Genomic DNA, 15547 nt, shown 5'->3' on the forward strand with positions numbered 1-15547 from the left:
TTATTTTGTTAAAATTAAACAAATGTTAATTTATTTTCTTGGATGAAAGTTATGCAAAACCTGTGCCAAATATTTTCGATCTAAATGCATATAAACTTCGGTAGTAGTAATAGATTCGTGACCTAGCATCATTTGAATCGAACGCAAATCGGCTCCATTTTCTAGTAAATGAGTTGCAAAAGAATGACGAAAAGTATGCGGACTTATTGTTTTGTTTAAGCCTATTTTTATAGCTAAATTCTTAATAATAGTAAAAACCATTGCTCTTGTAAGTTGTCTACCACGACGGTTTAAAAATAAGGTATCTTCAAAATTTTTATGAATAGGATAATGTACCCGTATTTGATTGACATATTGAGTAATATATTTTATAGTAGTTTTCCCTACTGGAACAAAACGCTGTTTGTTTCCTTTACCAGTGATTTTAACAAAGCCTTCTTCAAAAAATAAATCAGATATTTTTAATGAAATTAATTCTGAAACTCTTAATCCACAACTGTATAAGGTTTCTAACATTGCCTTATTTCGTTCACCTTCTGGTGTAGACAAATCAATCGCAGCAATTAATCTATCAATTTCTTCTGTAGAGAGTGTATCGGGAAGTTTTCTACCAGTTTTAGGAACTTCTATTAATTCTAAAGGTGTGTCTTTCCGATAATCTTCAAAAATTAAGTAATTAAAAAAACTCTTTAAACCCGAAATTAAACGCGATTGACTTCTTGGATTTACTTGTGTTGCCATTTCATAAATAAATTGCTGCAGTATTTCCTCAGAAATATGAATAGGTGAAACCTCAATTTCTTTTTGATTTAAAAACAACAACAGCTTTTCAACATCAAACGTATAATTTTCAATGGTATTTTTAGAAAGACCACGCTCTAATCTTAAATAGTTTTGATATTCTTTTATATACGATTGCCATGTACTCATATTTCAAATATAAGCAATTTGATGCAATAAAAAAATCCCGATTTTTCTCGGGATTAATAAAATATATTTTCGTTTTGATTAAAATCTAAAACCTAAACCTATTTGAAAAACAGAATTTTTAACACTATTCCCACCAGCTTCAGAATCGCCAATTTCTGTTAAACCACCTTGATATCTTGCATTTGCAAAAATAACATCAGAAAATTCATAATTCATCCCAACACCTATACCAAAATCTGTAGATTTTACATCATCTTTCATATCAACTGTATCTGAACCTAAACCTTCAACATCAAATTTCAATTTAGCACTTGTTAAAAAACCAATATATGGCCCTGCTTCTAATGAAAATTTATTTGCAACTTGATATTTGAACATTAATGGAACATTGATGTAATTAAATTTTAAAGTCGCATCAACATTATAACCATCAATAATTCCATCAGACTTTGAACCTTGAGCTGAATATAAAATTTCTGGTTGAAATATTAATTTATCAGCAACAGGGATTTCAACAAAGAAACCTGCATTAAAACCAATAAAAACATTAGCATCTCCAGCGTCATCACCTACTATATTTGCTATATTTAATCCGCCTTTTGCACCATATTTAATATCAGAACCCGATTTTGTCTCTTCTTGTGCAAACGAAATTCCAAAACTCAAAAGCACTACTAATGCAACAAATATTTTTTTCATGTTTATAATTTTTAATTTGGAGCAAATGTAAGAAAAGTGTACTAAAATTAAAATATAACCGATAAAAAAAATTAAAACTAGTTGAAATAAAAAAATCCCGCTCGAAAGCAGGATTTTATCTATATTAAACCAGAATTATAGTTTAAACACACCACCTACATTAAAAGAACTGTAAGCATTTTTTAATGTAAAATCGCTATCTTTTGGAACTTCCGTTAAACCTGTAATCCCTTGAAAATCAACTAAAATACTGAATTTTTCATTTACTTCAATTTTATAACCAATTCCATAAGCTAAACCTAATTGAAATGAATTAGCGCTATCTTTAATATCCCCAAAATTATTTTCTGCCGACATCAACATACTAAAACTTGGACCAAAATTCAAATTCCATTTTCTTGTAGAGCCAAAATGCCAATTTGCATTTACTGGAAGTGTAAGATAATTTAATTTTTCTTCATAACCTCCAGATCCTTCAGCTCCCATTTTTTGATAATGTAATCCAGAACGTAAACTCCATCTATCATTAAAAAAATAATCAGCTCCAACTCCAAAAGTAACACCTGAAATTGCATTAGATTCTAAATCACTCTCTCCATAATAATTTGCGCTTGAATAACCGATTTGAGGTATTAACTCAATTGCACCTTTTTCTCTATTTTGTGCATTTGTAAAACCAAATACCATAACTGCAATAGCAGCAAAAAATATTTTTTTCATGTTTAAAGTTTTAAATTTTGAGCAAATGTAAGAAAAGTACACAAAAATCAAAATTTAAACGATAAAATAAATTAAAACTAGATAAAAATAAAAAATCCCGCCGAAGCGGGATTTTTGACTTATTTGTCTTTTACAAATTAGAATTTGTAGTTAACTCCGAAAGTAACTGCTCTCCAATCACCACCAAAAGAAAAAGTGTTAGTTTTTTCAGCTCCATCTCCTCCATTATCATTAGAAGAGTAACCTAAAACAGCCACACCAGCTTCGATTGAAAAGTTTGAAGATACGAAATAGTTCATACCAGCCCCTAAACCAAATCCTAATTCTTTACTTTCAAACGAAGTACCAGGAACAATAATAGAACCATCAGTATCAACGAAATACTCATTGTCGTAAGATGTATAATCTACACCTAACTCAGCGAATAAAGAAAATTTGCTTGCTGGAGTAAAATAGTAACGTCCAAAAGCTCCTAAACCTAAACCTGTGTTAGAAACATCATCAGAACCATTATCTAATTTATTAGATTGGTAACCAATTGTAGCACCAACAGCAATGTTTTCAGTTACAAAGTAACCTACTTTTGGAGCAATCTCGAATGAATTCTCTTTGAAATCTCCAGTTTTAGCTGAACTTAATGTGAAAGCACCTGAAACGAATACATCACCTTTAGCGAATCCACCGTTTCCTTTTTCTTCTTCTTGTGCGTTAGCAAAACCAAAAGCTAATAATGCTACTGCAGAAAATAAAACTTTTTTCATGTTTAGTTTAAATTTAAAGTTAATGCAGCAAATTTATATCATTTTTTTATATAAACGAACAAAATTTGTTAGGTTATTAACATTTTTTTTAACCGAAAAAAGCCTACCTATTGTTTATCAAATAGTTACAAAATATGAGTGTTTGTAGTATTTTAACAAAAACAGAGATTCAGAGTTATCAACAATCTAAAACGCTATAGTTAACAAAGTTAAATACTAAAAAAGGTCAAAAAGTTATAAAAATACGTTAATTGAAGTTTTTTGTCTAATAAAATAACGACATTTACGTTAGTAAAAATATAAACCCAATAAATATATAATATGAAAAAAGCAATCTTATTAGCGGTACTTCTAATTCTAGGAATTGGTACTTCTCAAGCACAGTTATTGAAATTTGGTGTTAAAGGTGGTTTAAATTTTGCCAACTATACGGGTGGCGATGTTGAAGGTTATGATTTTAAAACCATCACAAGTTATCATGCTGGTGTTGTTGCAGAAATTAAACTTTTTGAAAACTTTGCTCTACAACCCGAGTTATTGTATTCTACTCAAGGATCAGAATTAGATGGCCTTGGTGAACAAATTAAAAATGAACTAGGTTATGTTTCTTTACCTGTATTAGCAAAATTTTACTTAACAAAAGACAAATTGAGTTTAGAATTAGGTCCTCAAGCTTCTGTATTGGTAAGTGAACGTAATGAAGTAAGTGCAGAAGATAGCAATACATTTGACTTTGCTGTTGCTGGAGGTTTGAGTTATAAAATCACAGATGGCTTATTTGTTTCCGGAAGATATGCAGCTGGTTTAACTGAACCTAAAAAAGATGCTGATGTTAAAAATTCAGTTATTCAGTTTTCTGTTGGATATATGTTTTAATTTATATTCATAATATTTTACTAAAACCATTCTACAAACGAATGGTTTTTTTATTTTTACAAAAACAAACTTCATGCAAATAATTATTATTAATGGTCCAAACCTAAACTTATTAGGTAAACGCGAACCCGAAGTCTACGGAAACGAAACATTTGAATCCTATTTCGAAAAATTAAAATCAAAATTTGCTACTATCGATTTTACTTATTTTCAAAGTAATATTGAAGGTGAATTAATTGATAAAATTCAAGAAGTTGGTTTTTTATATGATGGTATTATTTTAAACGCTGGCGCTTATACGCATACTTCAATAGGTATTGGTGATGCTGTAAAAGCCATAACCACGCCAGTTGTAGAAGTACATATTTCTAATACTTTCTCACGTGAATCGTTCAGGCATCAATCGTATATCTCATCAAATGCAAAAGGTGTAATCATTGGTTTTGGATTGCAGAGTTATGATTTAGCCGTTCAATCGTTTTAAACAATACAACCATTTCATTTTTTATATCGTCTATACAAATAAAGTCCCATGAAAAAAACAATACTTGTAATTACTCTTCTTTTTTCAATTATTTCTTTTGCTCAAATTAGAGGAACTGTAAAAGATACTGATGGAAATCCATTACCTTTTGTAAATATTTATATTGAAAACACCTATATAGGAACCACTACTAATGAATTAGGAAAATACGAAATCAATACAACCGAAAAAAACAATGTTCCATTGATATTCCAATATTTAGGCTATAAAACGCAAAAGCAAATACTAAATATTTCGCAATTTCCATATGAATTTGATGTAACACTTCAAGAAGAAAATTATGAATTAAAAGATATTGTTGTTACGAACTCAGAAAACCCAGCTTACGAAATAATCCGTCAAGCAATAGCATCTAAAAAGAAAAACGCTGCCAAAACGGATAAATTTGAAGCTGATTTTTATTCAAGAGGAATTTTTAGAGCAAAAGATATTCCAAAGAAATTTATGGGCGTTGAAATTGGCGATTTAGATGGCAACTTAGATTCTACCAGAAGTGGAATTATTTATCATTCTGAAACGGTTTCTAAAATTAAATTTGAAAAACCAGACAATTTAAAAGAAGAAATTATTGCTTCAAAAGTTGCTGGTGATGATAATGGATTTAGTTATAATACTGCTATAAAAACCAATTATGATTTTTATGAAAATTATGTTGATTTTGGTATCAATATGATTTCACCAATAGCCGACAATACTTTTAATTATTATAAATTTAAGTTAGAAAGCACTTTTTATGACGATAAAAATCAATTAATCAATAAAATTTTAGTTACACCAAAGCGCGATAAAGAACCGGTTTTTGAAGGTTATATCTACATTGTTGAAGATTCTTGGGCTATTTATGGAATTGATTTAGACATCAAAGGATATCGCATGCAACAACCAATCTTAGAAACCATGAAAATTAATCAGAATTTTAGTTATAATGAAACTACTAAAATTTGGGCAAAAAACGTGCAATCATTGGATTTTATTGCAGGAATTTTTGGAATGAAATTTACAGGTAAATTCACCTATGTTTTTTCTAATTATGTTTTTAAAGATGCATTTGAGAAGAAAACCTTTGGTAAAGAAGTAGTCTCTTTTGCTGAAAATGCCAATAAAAAAGAAACTTCGTTTTGGACAGAAACTAGACCAGTGCCTTTAACTGAAGAAGAAGAAAACAATTATATAAGAAAAGACAGTATTCAAAACGCACGAAAATCTCAAGTATATTTAGATTCAATTGATGCTAAAGGCAATAAGTTTAAATTGCTAAAAATAATTACAGGATACACCTATAAAAACAGCTATAAAAACTGGAATTTTAATTATCAAGGCTTAACAAATTTGAGTTCATTGAGTTTTAATACGGTACAAGGTTACAATTTAGATAGTGGCTTTTCATTTAGAAAATGGAATGAAGAAACTGGAAAATTTACTTCAGTATCATCCACATTTAATTATGGCTTTGCCGAAGATAGATTGCGTGTAAAAGGGAATTTTTATCATCGATTCAATACTATAAATAATGCTTACATTAATTTTTCAGGCGGAAGCGCAATTAGTCAATTTAATCCAAATGAACCAATAAGTAACATTGTAAATTCTGTGGCGACTTTATTCTTTAAAAACAATTATATGAAATTGTACAATAAAGAATTCGCTGAAATTAATTACGGAAGAGAAGTTACCAATGGCATTTTTGCTTCAGGTAAATTGTTATATGAAAACCGAAGAGCGTTATTCAATAATACCGATTATACTATTATTAAAAATGATGATTTGTATTTTTCAAACGATCCGTTACAACCTGATAATTATACTTCGGTTCCGTTCGAAAAGCATCATATTATGAAAGCGAGTTTAGGAACACGTATTCGTTTTGGTCAAAAATACATTTCGCGTCCAGATGGAAAAATCAACATTCAAAACGATGATTATCCAATTTTGAGTTTCTATTACGAAAAAGCATTTGGTGCTTCCAACAGCAATTATCATTATGATTTAATCAGCGGAACAGTTGATTACAACAAAACCATAGGAAATAAAGGCGATTTTGGCTTACGTTTTAAAGCAGGAAAATTCTTTAATGCTGATAATATCTCATTCGTAGATTACAAACATTTCAATGGTAATCAAACACATATAAACTTGTTGAACAATTCCTTGAACTCATTTAATTTGCTTCCTTATTATACACATTCTACGAATGATGCGTATTTAGAAACGCATATTGAGCACAATTTTAAAGGCTACATTATGAATAAAATTCCGTTGCTAAACAAACTACAATGGAATTTAATTGGAGGTTTTCATCAATTGAACATTCCAAACATGAAACCTTATCAAGAGTTTACAGTAGGGTTTGATAATATTGGTTGGGGCAAATTTAGATTCTTACGAGTTGATTATGTAAGAAGTTATCAAAACGGTTTTCAAGGTGATGGCGTGATGTTTGGGTTGAAGTTTTAGCATTTACATAGATATCATTAAGTGGATGTAAAATAATAATTTCTTTTTTTAAATTTTGTATTAACAAAGTCAAAAGACATTTCTAAACGAAATGTCTTTTTTTATTGGTGTACTTTCCACTTTACTTTAATTAGATACTTCCTATTATAAATTTAATTTTATCCATTGATTATACTACAACAAATTCTAACTGTAGTGATGAAAATTATGTCTCTACAGTTCTTGATACATTTTACCTTTATAAATCTGAGGCTTTAAAATGCAAAATACGCGAAGTGACGTTAGTGGAATTACTTTTTATAAAACACAAGAAATGTAATATTAATCCTTTTTGTTACGATTAAGGCTACCTGAATTTTTTATTTTATATTTGGTTAGTATTAATAAACAGTACTATATTAGTGCTATATCTGTGCTATAACAGTGCTATATATAGTAATGAAATTATGGGTAACTATTTATAATGAATTATTCATGGGAAAATTAAAAGGGATTATACAGTTAACTGGAAAATTTGATGGTTTATCATTTTATGAGATGAATGGTAAAATAGTAGTACGAAAAACGGGTGGATTTGATGGCGATAAAATTAAGAATAATGCTAATTATGCTCGTGTTAGAGAAAACAGTTCTGAATTTGCGCATTGTGCTAAAGTGGGAAAATATTTTAGAAGCGCTTTTAGTTCTTGTTTGATGCCGCTACGTATACCTTATGTACACAACCATATTGTGAGTTTGTTTCAAGGGATTTTAAAATTAGATGAGATACAAAAAAGAGGAAATAGAACCGTTAGAAATGGGATGCTAACATCGGAAGGTAAAAAGGCGCTTTTGGCTTTTGAATTTGATAAAACTCAAAAGTTTAGTCGATACTTTCCTTTTAAAATGGAGGTTGATTTTACTGCCGGTAGTTTAAAGGTTTTAGATTTTTGCGCTTCTACTCTTATTGCCCCAAAGGGAGCTGACCAAGTACAATTACAATTACATGTTGCGAAATTAGATTTTGAACATTTTAGAACACCAATAACTCAGACAAGTTCTATGACTTTAATTAACTTGAATGACGCCACTACATACGATTTAGTTTTATCCTATACCCCTACTCTAGAGGATTCAAATATTCCTATAGCTGTATTGGAGGTAGTTTTTTTTCAAAAAGTAAACGGAAGTTTTGTACCACTTAAAGGCGGAGGAATGAAAATTGTGTGGATTGATAATAATTCGTTCTACTAGTTGTAGCTTGAGAATTGAAAAAAACACCCCTTTAAAAGAAGGTTTTTAGGTTTTTGTTGTTTCTTTTTGGGTAAAAAGGAGCAGGAGATCTTGATGGCCTCCGAGTTTTTTCTTTAAACGTTGTTTTGCTTTTTTAACGGCATCTGTAGTGATTCCTAGCGATTGAGAAATTTCGATATTGCTAAATCCTAATTTTTGTAAAAAAATAATTCTCTTATTGGAGTCAGTAAGTTCTGGAAAATTGGTTATTAGGTTTTGAGAAAAATCTGGGAATTCTTTTTCAAATTCTCGCTTAAATCTAATCCAATTGCTTTCGGTCATTAGATGTGATTCGAGAAGTGCATGGAGTTTTCCATTTTTCTTTTCTAAGTAAGAAGAGGAGGAAGTTTCAACGGTTTCAATTTCTTTCTTTAGTAGGTTTATTTGAACGTTTTTATTTTTAAGGTATTCCACTTGACTGCTAAGACTTTCATTTGAAGATTTGAATTTTTCTTCCATTTTTCGTTTCTGATCTTCCAGCGCTGCCACTTTTAGTTCATAAACTTTATGGCGTTTTTTATGCTTCTTTTTTTGATAAAAGAATAGCCCTATGGCTCCAAAAACTGATAATCCAATTAGAACCGCCAAAATATTTTTCACAACGATTTCCTTCTGATATTGTGTGTTAGCTTGAGTAATTTTTTGTTGGTATTTGTCTTTTTGTACTTGCCATTTAACTTGTAGAATTTGTTCATCACCATCTGTTGCTTTTAACGAATCTAGTAAGACCATCATGCGTCTGGTAGTGATCAATTCTTGATTGGCATTGGGTATTCTTTTTAGTAATTCGAGTTTTAACTTAATGATTTCCAGTTCTGATTTTCGAAAATAAGATTTCGAAACTGCAATTTTTTCTGCTTCCGTTAGTATTGCTTGTGCATCGGATAAATTATTATTTTTTAAATAAATTCGGGCTAAGGCAATCGAGGCAAACATTTTATTTTTAGACTCTTTTAACCGTTCCGATAAAGCAATGTCTTCTTTTAAAAGTTGTATGGCTTCAGCGTACTTATTTTGTTCTTCATAAACAAGGGCTTTGTTGCCTAATGTTTTAGCATATCGGAGACTATCATTAATTTTTAAGGCGATTAAACCCGATTTATGAAACTGTTTTAGGGCTTCCTGATAACGACGGTTTTTGTATAAATTTATTCCATAATTGTCCAGTATCGCAGCATAATTTACACTCTCTGGTTTACAATATTTTAAAGCCCGTTTCAGATAGTAATCCGCTTCTGGATAATCGGAGAGCGTTTGCATGATCCAGCCGATAGTTTTATAGGTTTCTAAAGGATTGATTATTTCTGATTCCTTTGTTTGGCGAATGACTTTCATCAACTCTAACAAAACGGGTTGCATTTCTTGATAGTATCCATAATGATAAAGACGTTTTACATAGTTGAGTCGGGTCCAAATGATCAAATAGTTGTTGTTTGCTTGGTTGGCTTGTTCTATAGATTTTTGATAAAGTGCCTTACTTTTTTTTGAAATATTGTCATAAGCGCTTGCGTAGCCATTGGCTAACAAAGCATTATAAATGAGCAAATGAGATTCTGATTTTATTAGAGGTTGTAGGTATTTTTGTAGCGCAATAGTGTCCTTATCAAAATTTCTTTCCTGTTGAATGAGCTGTGTTGTTATTTGAAAATTGGTTCCATTATTAGGTATCTTAATGGTTTGAGCCTTAAGATTTGTAAAAATGCATACTAAAAGTAAATGAAAAAAATGAGATACATTCATGTGGGTGTTCTGCCTTTGGAGCGCTAAAGTAAGAAATCTCATTTGTTTTTTTATATAAAATGACTTGGATTTGTTATTTAATTTAGGAATAAAAAAAATATAATACGTTTCTATTTAAAAATCTTCAGTTTTGATTTTTTTTTCTTAAATAAAAAGAAATGGTCGTTTAAGGTGTTCATTTCCGAAACGTTTTGCATCCATTTATTCATAATTTAAATTAAAACATTAATAATCAATATATTAAAATTTTAATTGTCCCCCATTTGTCCCCCTGTTTCAACTTGAATTTTTAAACAATTCAGATAGTTTTGTGCCAGCCCCAAATCTTTTATTTGTAACCAATTGTGTAACTCTTGTTGTTAGTGTAAAACTTTTAATCATGAAATTAAAAAAACTATTGTTGTTAAGTTGTAACGTATTCGGTCTAATTTCCTTTGCGCAGGTAGGGATTAATACCACCACACCTAATGCGCAATTGGATATTCGCGCGACCAGTGCCACTGCCCCATCAAATACGGATGGATTACTAATTCCTAAAGTGAATATATTTCCAGCCACCAACCCAACCGCTGCCCAACAAGGGATGTTGTTGTACCTAACCACCACTTCAGGAAGCAACGCACCGGGGTTTTATTATTGGGACAATCCTACTGCCACCTGGATTGGTTTAGGAAAAGATGTAAAAGCGTGGCAATTGAACGGTAACACCGTAAACGCCACCACGGATTTCATGGGTTCGACCAACAATGCCGATGTTATTTTTAAACGCAACAATGTAAGAGCCGGACGTTTGGGTGTAGACAATACCTCAATTGGGGTAGGTGCCTTGAATCCACTCGTTACCGGAACATATAATACTTCGATTGGTATGTATACTTTATCTAATACAACTACAGGGTCGCAAAACACCACCATTGGTGAAGAATCATTAAGGATTAATACTTCGGGTAATTTAAATACAGGAAACGGAGCACATGCGCTTTATTTCAATTCTACAGGTTCCGGTAATACTGCTTCTGGGAGTAATTCATTACAGTCCAATACTACCGGAAATTATAACACCGGTTTAGGATATAACAGCCAAACAGGAGCAAATTTGACGAACGCTACAGCCATAGGAGCCAATGCCTCTGCAACGACTTCCAATAGTTTGGTTTTGGGGAGTATCAATGGCACCAACGGCGCTACTGCCAGTACTAGGGTAGGTATTGGCACGACAGCCCCCAATGCTGCTTTAGAGGTAAAAGCTATTAACCCTGCGGCTCCTACGAACACTGAGGGCTTGTTGATTCCGAGAATAAATGTTTTTCCGGCCACCAACCCAACGGCTGCTCAGCACGGTATGCAAGTTTTTTTAACCACAGCCGTGGGTACCCAGCAGCCCGGTTTTTATTATTGGGATAATCCTACCACTAGCTGGGTAGGTATCGGCGGTAGTGCCACAGGAAACAATTGGGCGTTAGCGGGCAATACCGTAAATGCTACCACCGATTTCATGGGCTCGACCAACGATGCGGATGTTATTTTTAAACGGAATAATGTGAGAGCCGGACGCTTAGGAGCTAATAATGTGTCGCTTGGAGTAGGGGCTTTAAACACGGCAACTACCGGTTCATGGAATGCAGCGGTTGGAGGCAATTCTCTTTTGTCAAATACCACCGGATCTTCCAATACAGCTGTAGGAGATGACGCTTCACGAGGCAATACAACGGGTGGATTTAATACTGCAGTTGGATCTAGAGCTTTACGCAATAATGCCACTGGAAATGATAATGTAGGGATTGGGTATGAGGCTTTAGAATCAAATACGGCAGGCGAGAATGTTGCTGTAGGAAATCACACATTGCAAAATAATACCACTGGATATCAAAATACAGCTTTAGGGACTAATGCTTTACTAAGTAATACCACAGGATATGAAAATTCTGCTACAGGGTTAAACGCTCTGCGGTCAAATACTACCGGAAGATGGTTAACGGCCAATGGTGCCTATGCCTTACGTAACAATACCATTGGTGAAGGGAATACGGGAATTGGTGTTACTGCATTAGAAAATAACACTACAGGAAATAGAAATACAGCTTTAGGCCAAGCTGCTTTACGTAACAATGCTACAGGAAATGATAATACAGGTATCGGTTATCAGGCTTTAAGCAGTAATACGGCATCTGGTAATGTAGCTGTAGGGACTAATGCATTACAAAATAATACTGTGGGTAACTTTAATACAGCTGTAGGCTCTAGAGCATTAAGCGTTAATTCAACAGGGAATTGGAATCATGCTTTTGGTTATGAAGGATTAGAGTTTAATACGACGGGAGTATCTAACATATCTGTGGGAGGCCAAACTATGCAATATAATACTACAGGTAGTTGGGGTACTGCATTAGGAGGTGGAGCTCTTGCTTTAAATACCACTGGTAATGACAATACCGCTTTAGGTTTTCAGGCTTTAGCAGGAAATACCACAGGGTCTGCAAATACAGCTTTAGGGAGATGGGCTTATCAGACTAATTTGAATTATTCCAACTCAACCGCTTTGGGGGCTAATACCAATATCACTGCCAGCAACCAAGTGCGCTTAGGGAACAATGCCGTAAGCAGTATAGGTGGGCAAGTGGGCTGGACGACGTTATCCGATGCGCGTTTTAAAACCGAAAACGCTGCAAAAGTGCCGGGTATCGATTTTATCAAAAAACTGCGCCCGGTAACGTATTATGTAGACCATGAGGCGATGAAAGCGTTTATTGAAGCTCATCATAAAGGTTCTGGATTGAGAACTAAAGATGAAAAAAACACATCTATGGGTAAAAGTGATTATAAACCAGAATATATTAAAACCCTAGAATCCGGTTTCATGGCGCAGGAAGTGGAGCAAGCTGCTAAAGAACTAGGCTACGAATTTAACGGTGTAGATGTGCCTAAAAGCGATGATGATTACTACGGTTTGCGTTACGGTCAGTTTGTGGTACCGTTGGTTAAAGCGGTACAGGAGCTCAATGAAAAGTTAGATCAAAAACAAGCCGAAAACGACCAACTGAGAGCCATGTTGCTGGAACTGGAAAAACGCATCGCTAAACTTGAAAAAAATGCTTCTAATTAAATAATTAAATTTTATCATGTTAAAAAAGTACCTTTTTGTGTTGCCTTTTACTTTGGCAGGATTAGTATCGAATGCTCAGACTATTTTGGAAAATAAAACTGTCAATGCTGTGCCGGCAACGCATTTGGATTTTGACGGTATTAACGATTATGTGAACTGTGGTAACGCTCCTGCGGTGCAAATTTCAGGAAATGCCATCACATTAGAAGCCAGAGTTAAGTTCAAATCTTTTGCAGGTTCTTTTAATGACGGAAGTATTATTAATAAAGAACAAAATAGTCCTGATTATGGTTACATGTTGCGTGCCGGATCGTCTGGAATTGTGAATTTTAATTTAGGTAATGGTTGGTGGAATGAATTGTCCTCCCCTAGCTATTCGGTAACTATAGGAGTGTGGCATCATATTGCGGCAACTTATGATGGGACGACCATGAAAATTTATGTAGATGGGGTGTTAGTAGCTTCTCAAGTAAGTGCCAATATTTATTTTAGTAGTACAAACCAAAATCTAATGATTGGCTCTTGGAGTAATATTGGTAGGTATTTAAATGCAGCGGTAGACGAAGTGCGTGTTTGGAATGTGTCTCGTACAGCAGCAGAAATACAGCATTATATGAATTGTGAATTAAGTAATCCGACTTCTCAAACCGGTTTGGTTGCGTATTACCAATTTAACCAAGGCATTGATAGTGCAGATAACACAGCTCTGACTACTTTAACGGATAGTTCTGTAACGGCATACACGGCAACGTTAACTAATTTTGCCTTGAACGGAACAGTGTCGAACTGGTTGTCTGGCTCCAGTGTGGTAACTGGCAGTACTTGTTCCATTTTAAGTTCGAATGATTTTGCATTCAATTTTGAGAATGTAAAAGTATATCCTAATCCTTCATCTGGTATTTTTCAACTACAAATTCAAGAAGAAGTACAGCTAGAAGTATATGATTTAATGGGGAAAATGTTTTTACAAAAAAACGTACAAGCTGGTGCCGCTTTTTTTGATCTTTCACAATATGCTTCTGGAGTATATATATTGAAGGCTACGAATGTTTTTGGAGATACAATTGTTTCAAAAATAGTGAAAGAATAATTCAATAAACTATTTTAAAATTAGAATTTGAATGTGTTTTTTAAATAGAATGATTTATTCGTTGTCATTGACGATGAGTAAACTTCTCATAAGTATTACTTTAATTAAGTAATCTTATTACCGTTTTTTTTAGTTTTTCTTTGTGACATCGTAAAGGCAGTTACAATTATACTGCTTTTACGCTTGTCTTTTTTTTTGTTTTATTGTTCTTCTAATTGTGTTGACTATGAAGTTTTAAAATCTATTCTTTTCTAAGGATTGATCTTTTAGATGACGCTAGTTTTTTTTATAAATAGAAAGATTCACCTTACTCTAATAATCAACTAGTAATCAATGTGTTGTTTTTTTTGTCCCCTATTTGTCCCCCCTTTGTTTTTCGTTTTTTTAGTTAAAAAAGTAATTTTGACTTTCTTCAATTATTGTTTTAACAAAAGCCAATGTTGTGTTATTTAGATTAAAAACTTAGATTTAATATGGAAAATAAAATAAAATATAGTTTTGCGGTGGTAATGCTTATGGCTTTTGCCTTGGTTGGTATTGTATTAAACGTATATGCCTTACTATTGACATAGTGATTGAAATTTGAATACGATGATAGGCAGTAAATACTTAATGTAATTTCTATAAACCTTCTATATTATCTATTATCATATTTGATAATTAAGACATTAAGTTCTTGTTTTTGAGTTAATTTCACATCAAAACACATTATACCACATCAAATACCCTCTTTAAACTTTGAATAAATAACGAAATACTTTCTTAGCAAAAGTCCAATTTGGTTTTGAGACGTAAATTTTGGATATCTATTTTGTATGTAATTGAAATTTATTTGAGATTAAAAATATTGAACGATAGTCCAGAATAATATCCAAAGTCGTATACATTTTTAGTAAAGCTGTTCACATTGTTTAAATTCGTATGATCACCCACTTGTAAACCATTTGTCATTTATTACCCTATATAGAATCTGCTATGATTTATGGAGAAGGAAAGCCTTATAACATTTGTATTGTGGTACCTGACAAAGCCATTTTACAAAAAACGGCTGAAATACTTGACGTAAAAACAGAGGTTGGCACGTTAATTCATTCCCCTATTGTACAAGAGTTTGTAGCCATTGAGATTATAAAAAGTCTGAAAGAGAAATATGGAGGTTATAAAATACCAAAGAAATTTATTTTCTCTGACACTCCTTTTACTGTAGAAAATGGTTTTTTAACCCAAACTTTAAAATTAAAAAGACGATTGGTTGTTGAGAAATTTAAAAATCAGATCGATGGTTTATATCAAGAGTAATTTTGATATAAAATTTGAAAAAATACTTACAAGAAGCACTTCGGTTAAATGAAGTGCTT

Annotated in this window: 12 protein-coding genes; 7 read left to right on the forward strand and 5 right to left on the reverse strand. The window is 32.5% G+C overall.

Annotated features, from left to right (window positions below; translation table 11 throughout):
- Positions 1-30: 30 nt before the first annotated feature.
- The 4 genes from xerD to M9Q43_RS05425 form a co-directional block, all read right to left on the reverse strand.
- Positions 31-930 (reverse strand): site-specific tyrosine recombinase XerD, encoded by a 900-nt coding sequence (gene xerD / locus M9Q43_RS05410; RefSeq protein WP_262317937.1) that lies wholly within the window; start codon positions 928-930, stop codon positions 31-33.
- 78 nt (positions 931-1008) lie between these two features.
- Positions 1009-1629 carry a porin family protein gene (locus M9Q43_RS05415; RefSeq protein WP_262317938.1) on the reverse strand — a complete coding sequence of 207 codons (621 nt, stop codon included), beginning with the start codon at positions 1627-1629 and terminating at the stop codon, positions 1009-1011.
- A 135-nt stretch (positions 1630-1764) separates the two neighbouring features.
- Positions 1765-2349 (reverse strand): porin family protein, encoded by a 585-nt coding sequence (locus tag M9Q43_RS05420; RefSeq protein ID WP_262317939.1) that lies wholly within the window; start codon positions 2347-2349, stop codon positions 1765-1767.
- A gap of 137 nt (positions 2350-2486) precedes the next feature.
- The gene (locus M9Q43_RS05425) at positions 2487-3110 is read right to left on the reverse strand and encodes an outer membrane protein (protein WP_262317940.1); all 624 of its coding nucleotides are present in this window, start codon (positions 3108-3110) and stop codon (positions 2487-2489) included.
- 321 nt (positions 3111-3431) lie between these two features.
- Here M9Q43_RS05425 and M9Q43_RS05430 point away from each other — a divergent pair, with 321 nt between their 5' ends.
- The 4 genes from M9Q43_RS05430 (at position 3432) to M9Q43_RS05445 (ending at position 8217) form a co-directional block, all read left to right on the forward strand.
- Positions 3432-3986: a porin family protein gene (locus tag M9Q43_RS05430; RefSeq protein ID WP_262317941.1), complete on the forward strand. Its 555-nt coding sequence runs from the start codon at positions 3432-3434 to the stop codon at positions 3984-3986.
- A 73-nt stretch (positions 3987-4059) separates the two neighbouring features.
- A complete protein-coding gene (aroQ, locus tag M9Q43_RS05435) occupies positions 4060-4470 on the forward strand; it encodes a type II 3-dehydroquinate dehydratase (protein WP_262317942.1) in 411 nt (136 codons plus the stop codon).
- Positions 4471-4518: 48 nt separating this feature from the next.
- On the forward strand, positions 4519-6984 hold the full coding sequence (locus M9Q43_RS05440; protein ID WP_262317943.1) for a DUF5686 and carboxypeptidase regulatory-like domain-containing protein: 2466 nt from the start codon (positions 4519-4521) through the stop codon (positions 6982-6984).
- Positions 6985-7422: 438 nt separating this feature from the next.
- Positions 7423-8217, forward strand: a complete 795-nt coding sequence (locus tag M9Q43_RS05445; RefSeq protein ID WP_262317944.1) for a hypothetical protein — start codon at positions 7423-7425, stop codon at positions 8215-8217.
- A 45-nt stretch (positions 8218-8262) separates the two neighbouring features.
- On the opposite strand, the gene M9Q43_RS05450 is transcribed toward M9Q43_RS05445, so the two are convergent.
- Positions 8263-9996, reverse strand: coding sequence for a tetratricopeptide repeat protein (locus M9Q43_RS05450; RefSeq protein WP_262317945.1), 1734 nt, complete (start codon positions 9994-9996; stop codon positions 8263-8265).
- A 379-nt stretch (positions 9997-10375) separates the two neighbouring features.
- Here M9Q43_RS05450 and M9Q43_RS05455 point away from each other — a divergent pair, with 379 nt between their 5' ends.
- The 3 genes from M9Q43_RS05455 (at position 10376) to M9Q43_RS05465 (ending at position 15488) form a co-directional block, all read left to right on the forward strand.
- The gene (locus M9Q43_RS05455) at positions 10376-13099 is read left to right on the forward strand and encodes a beta strand repeat-containing protein (protein WP_262317946.1); all 2724 of its coding nucleotides are present in this window, start codon (positions 10376-10378) and stop codon (positions 13097-13099) included.
- Between the two features lie 109 nt (positions 13100-13208).
- Positions 13209-14189 (forward strand): LamG-like jellyroll fold domain-containing protein, encoded by a 981-nt coding sequence (locus M9Q43_RS05460; RefSeq protein WP_262317947.1) that lies wholly within the window; start codon positions 13209-13211, stop codon positions 14187-14189.
- A gap of 975 nt (positions 14190-15164) precedes the next feature.
- Positions 15165-15488 (forward strand): hypothetical protein, encoded by a 324-nt coding sequence (locus tag M9Q43_RS05465; protein ID WP_262317948.1) that lies wholly within the window; start codon positions 15165-15167, stop codon positions 15486-15488.
- The last annotated feature ends 59 nt before the right edge of the window (positions 15489-15547 follow it).

The organism is Flavobacterium odoriferum, assembly GCF_025499515.1.
In the GTDB taxonomy this organism is placed as follows: domain Bacteria; phylum Bacteroidota; class Bacteroidia; order Flavobacteriales; family Flavobacteriaceae; genus Flavobacterium; species Flavobacterium odoriferum.

Bases quoted from the DNA above. Each gene is read 5' to 3' on its own strand.
- M9Q43_RS05450 (WP_262317945.1), bottom strand. From the start codon at position 9,996: ATGAATGTATCTCATTTTTTTCATTTACTTTTAGTATGCATTTTTACA.
- M9Q43_RS05430 (WP_262317941.1), top strand. From the start codon at position 3,432: ATGAAAAAAGCAATCTTATTAGCGGTACTTCTAATTCTAGGAATTGGT.
- xerD (WP_262317937.1), bottom strand. From the start codon at position 930: ATGAGTACATGGCAATCGTATATAAAAGAATATCAAAACTATTTAAGA.
- M9Q43_RS05455 (WP_262317946.1), top strand. From the start codon at position 10,376: ATGAAATTAAAAAAACTATTGTTGTTAAGTTGTAACGTATTCGGTCTA.
- M9Q43_RS05425 (WP_262317940.1), bottom strand. From the start codon at position 3,110: ATGAAAAAAGTTTTATTTTCTGCAGTAGCATTATTAGCTTTTGGTTTT.
- aroQ (WP_262317942.1), top strand. From the start codon at position 4,060: ATGCAAATAATTATTATTAATGGTCCAAACCTAAACTTATTAGGTAAA.
- M9Q43_RS05465 (WP_262317948.1), top strand. From the start codon at position 15,165: ATGATTTATGGAGAAGGAAAGCCTTATAACATTTGTATTGTGGTACCT.
- M9Q43_RS05445 (WP_262317944.1), top strand. From the start codon at position 7,423: ATGAAATTATGGGTAACTATTTATAATGAATTATTCATGGGAAAATTA.
- M9Q43_RS05420 (WP_262317939.1), bottom strand. From the start codon at position 2,349: ATGAAAAAAATATTTTTTGCTGCTATTGCAGTTATGGTATTTGGTTTT.
- M9Q43_RS05440 (WP_262317943.1), top strand. From the start codon at position 4,519: ATGAAAAAAACAATACTTGTAATTACTCTTCTTTTTTCAATTATTTCT.
- M9Q43_RS05415 (WP_262317938.1), bottom strand. From the start codon at position 1,629: ATGAAAAAAATATTTGTTGCATTAGTAGTGCTTTTGAGTTTTGGAATT.